The following is a 3614-nucleotide window of genomic DNA, read 5'->3' as shown; positions in this document are numbered from 1 at the left end:
GCTGTGTGTGGTCGACCCGGAGAACTCGGCGTTCTTCCCCGGCTATCTGCAGGGCCGCGACGACGTCGTCACCGGGGCGTCCTCACGTATCGAGGGCATCGGCCGGCCGCGGGTGGAGCCGTCGTTTTTGCCCGGCGTGGTCGACCGGATGGTCGCCGTCCCGGACTGCGGGTCGATCGCCGCCGCGCATCATGCCAGCCAGGTGCTGGGCCGGCGGGTCGGGCCGTCGACGGGGACCAATCTGTGGGGCGCGTTCGGGCTGCTGGCCGAGATGATCGCGCACGGGCGCAGCGGGTCGGTGGTGACCCTGCTGGCCGACAGCGGCGACCGCTACGCGGACACCTACTTCGATGCGGACTGGCTCAGCGCCCAGGGGCTGGACACCTCGGAGTCCGCCGCGGTGCTCTCGGAATTCGAACGTTCCGGCAGCTGGCCGTCCTGATCCGTCTCGGCCGTCAGGAACAGCCATAACGCTGCCAGGACGAAGAACCCCAGGTAGATGGTTGCGCCCAGCAAGGTCATGAGTACTCCAGTCGATTCCGGTGATGTCAGTGTGTAGAACACCACCGACAAGCACATCCATCCCCGAGCGCGACGTGATGTACGCCGCGGCGCGGATGTCACCGCGGGCGGTACCGGACTAGGTTCGCGGTTATGGACGCGCGCCGGCTGCTCCGCACCAAGGTGTGGCTGGTGCCGCTGATCGTCGCGGTGGTGCAGGTGGTGGGCAGCACCGGGGCCCGGCACCGGATCCCCGAGCTGCCGCCGCTGACCTGGTTCGGTTATCTGCTGTTGCTGGCCGGCCCGGTGGCGCTGCTGACCCGGGGGCGCTATCCGTATCCGGTGTTGCTGGCGGTGCTGGCCGTCACCCTCACCTNCGCCGATCTGGATGCTTGGCTGAGCCCGGCCCGGGCCACCGGGCTCACGGTGACGACGACGGTGCACGGCGAGCCCAGGCCGCTGCCCGCGGTCATCGACGTGGCCGCCGCGCGCATCGTGCAGGAGTCGCTGACCAACGTGGTACGCCATTCGACGGCGACCACCGCCGTCGTCACCGTGGAATACGGTCCGGCGCAGGTGATCGTCGGCATCGACAACGACGGCCATCCGCTCAACAGCAGCCCATCGGGCGGCAGCGGTATCCCCGGCATGCGGGAGCGCGCCAAGGCCCTCGGTGGCGACTTCACCGCCCAGCGGATCCCCGGTGGGGGCTTCCGGGTGCGGGCCACCTTCCCGGTGCTCGAAAGCGACGGTGGTACATGACGATTCGGGTGCTTGTCGCCGACGATCAGGCTTTGGTGCGCGCCGGGTTCGTGGCGCTGCTCGACGCGCAGGACGGCATCGAGGTGGTGGGTGAGGCAGACACCGGGGCCCGCGCCCTGGCCGCCGCGGCCGAGCTGCACCCCGACGTGGTGCTGATGGACATCCGGATGCCCGAGCTCGACGGGCTGGCGGCCACCCGGGCGATCGTGGCCGATCCGGAACTGGCCGACGTACGCGTTGTGGTGCTCACCACATTCGAGATCGACGAGTACGTGTTCGAGGCCGTGCGGTCGGGCGCCAGCGGCTTCCTGGTCAAACACACCGAGCCGGCCGAGCTGGTGCGCGCGGTCCGGGTGGTGGCGGCCGGAGATGCGCTGCTCTCACCTTCGGTGACGCGCCGGCTGGTGGCCGAGTTCGCCGCCCACGCCAAGACCCCGACCGCGCCGGCGCTGCCGGAACTCACCGCGAGGGAACGCGAGGTGCTGGTCCTGGTGGCCGAGGGCCTGTCGAATGCCGAGATCGGTGCGCGCCTGTTCATGAGCCCGGCCACGGCCCGCACCCATGTCAGCCGCATCCTGACCAAGCTCGGCGCGCGCGACCGCACCCAACTGGTGGTGCTGGCCTACGAGAGCGGGCTGGTCCGGCCGGGCTGGCAGGGCTGAGCCGTACGCGCCGGTGCGTACCGGAATTGACGCCCGCGGGCCGATGTCCCCACCGCGCCGCAACAGCAGGCTTGAGACATGAGCATCTACGAAATCACCCCCGCAACAACCACTTTCCTTGCCGAACACGGCGGGCGTTTTGCCGATCACGACTGGAACCCGTGGTTCGCCCTCATCCCCATCACGTTCTGGACGCTGGTGATCGTCGGCATCCTCTATCTGGTCCGCCGCCACCGCGGGCGCCAGGGCGAACGCACCCTGCGCGACGCCTACGCCAAGGGCGAGGTCAACGAGNGGCGGGGTAAACGAGGCCGAGTCCCGCGACCCCCGGGCCGTGCGGCGAAAACCCCGCCGCTGAGCGGGCAGAACGGCATCCCGCCGCGGGTTCGAGGTCCGCGGCGGGTAACCGTTTGGCTTTCGACCGCCTCGGTGCGATACGCTGTCGTGGCTTCACACGGGGTGTGGCGCAGCTTGGTAGCGCGCTTCGTTCGGGACGAAGAGGTCGTGGGTTCGAATCCCGCCACCCCGACTCGTTTGATGCAGATAGGCCCAGACCAGAGAGTTCCGGTCTGGGCCTTCTTCCTTCCCGGGGCAGCGGCCCTCACTCGTGGGGATGGCCCTTCTTGCCGTGCCCCTTGCCCTTCCCGGGGCCGCCGTGCTCCTCATCGCCGTCGCCCCGGCCCNGCGCTTCTGCTGCCGCCCCGAGGCCACCCTCCTGACCCTCGTCGCCGCGCCGATCGGCGGTGGGCACGTCGGGATCCGGGCCGGGCAATCCAGCCCGGCCGTCTCGGCACGGTGAGCCAACCGGGCGGAATCGCTGCCCATTCCCGCCCGCGCCAGTGGGTCGACAACGCGGTGCGGCTGATCGAGGCCGATTCCAAACGCAGCGCCGACACCCACCTGCTGCGGTATCCGCTGCCCTCGGCGTGGGCAGGCAGCCTGGGGCCGGGCGTGGACGTCGCGCTGTACCTGAAGGACGAGTCCACCCACATCACCGGAAGCCTCAAGCACCGGCTGGCCCGCTCGCTGTTCCTGTACGGGTTGTGCAACGGCTGGATCGGTGCGGACACCACGATCATCGAGGCGTCCTCGGGGTCGACGGCGGTGTCCGAGGCGTATTTCGCCGCGCTGCTGGGTCTGCCGTTCATCGCGGTGATGCCCGCCTCGACCAGTGCCGCCAAGATCGCCCTCATCGAAGCCCAGGGCGGCCGTTGCCATTTCGTGGCCCAGTCGTCGCAGGTGTACGCCGAGGCGCAGCGGCTGGCCGAGGAGACCGGCGGGCACTATCTGGACCAGTTCACCAACGCCGAGCGGGCCACCGACTGGCGCGGCAACAACAACATCGCCGAGTCGATCTACCAGCAGATGGGCCTGGAGCCGCATCCGATCCCGGAGTGGATCGTGGTGGGCGCGGGCACCGGCGGCACCAGCGCGACCATCGGCCGCTACATCCGTTACCGCAGGCATGCCACGCAGCTGTGTGTGGTCGACCCGGAGAACTCGGCGTTCTTCCCCGGCTATCTGCAGGGCCGCGACGACGTCGTCACCGGGGCGTCCTCACGTATCGAGGGCATCGGCCGGCCGCGGGTGGAGCCGTCGTTTTTGCCCGGCGTGGTCGACCGGATGGTCGCCGTCCCGGACTGCGGGTCGATCGCCGCCGCGCATCATGCCAGCCAGGTGCTGGGCCGG

General features: G+C 70.0%; 3 protein-coding genes, 1 tRNA gene and 2 pseudogenes. All 6 read left to right on the top strand.

Annotated elements, in window-relative coordinates; all coding sequences use genetic code 11:
- Positions 1-442 (top strand): annotated as a pseudogene (locus BN4332_RS26065) (PLP-dependent cysteine synthase family protein); the annotation flags it as partial.
- 212 nt (positions 443-654) lie between these two features.
- Positions 655-1263, top strand: a complete 609-nt coding sequence (locus BN4332_RS35115) for an ATP-binding protein (protein WP_066902341.1) — start codon at positions 655-657, stop codon at positions 1261-1263.
- On the top strand, positions 1260-1925 hold the full coding sequence (locus tag BN4332_RS26055; RefSeq protein WP_066902340.1) for a response regulator transcription factor: 666 nt from the start codon (positions 1260-1262) through the stop codon (positions 1923-1925). Before BN4332_RS35115 ends, BN4332_RS26055 begins: the two co-directional genes overlap by 4 nt.
- 455 nt (positions 1926-2380) lie before the next feature.
- Positions 2381-2454 (top strand) — tRNA-Pro (locus BN4332_RS26050).
- 156 nt (positions 2455-2610) lie between these two features.
- Positions 2611-2724 (top strand): annotated as a pseudogene (locus BN4332_RS33390) (metallophosphoesterase); the annotation flags it as partial.
- On the top strand, positions 2721-3614 hold an 894-nt coding region (locus BN4332_RS26045), incomplete at its 3' end, for a PLP-dependent cysteine synthase family protein (RefSeq protein WP_066902338.1). The pseudogene BN4332_RS33390 and the gene BN4332_RS26045, both read left to right, overlap by 4 nt.

It is taken from the genome of Mycolicibacterium houstonense, from assembly GCF_900078665.2.
Classification (GTDB): Bacteria; Actinomycetota; Actinomycetes; order Mycobacteriales; family Mycobacteriaceae; genus Mycobacterium; species Mycobacterium houstonense.
This window is presented reverse-complemented; position numbering and strand designations above follow the sequence as displayed.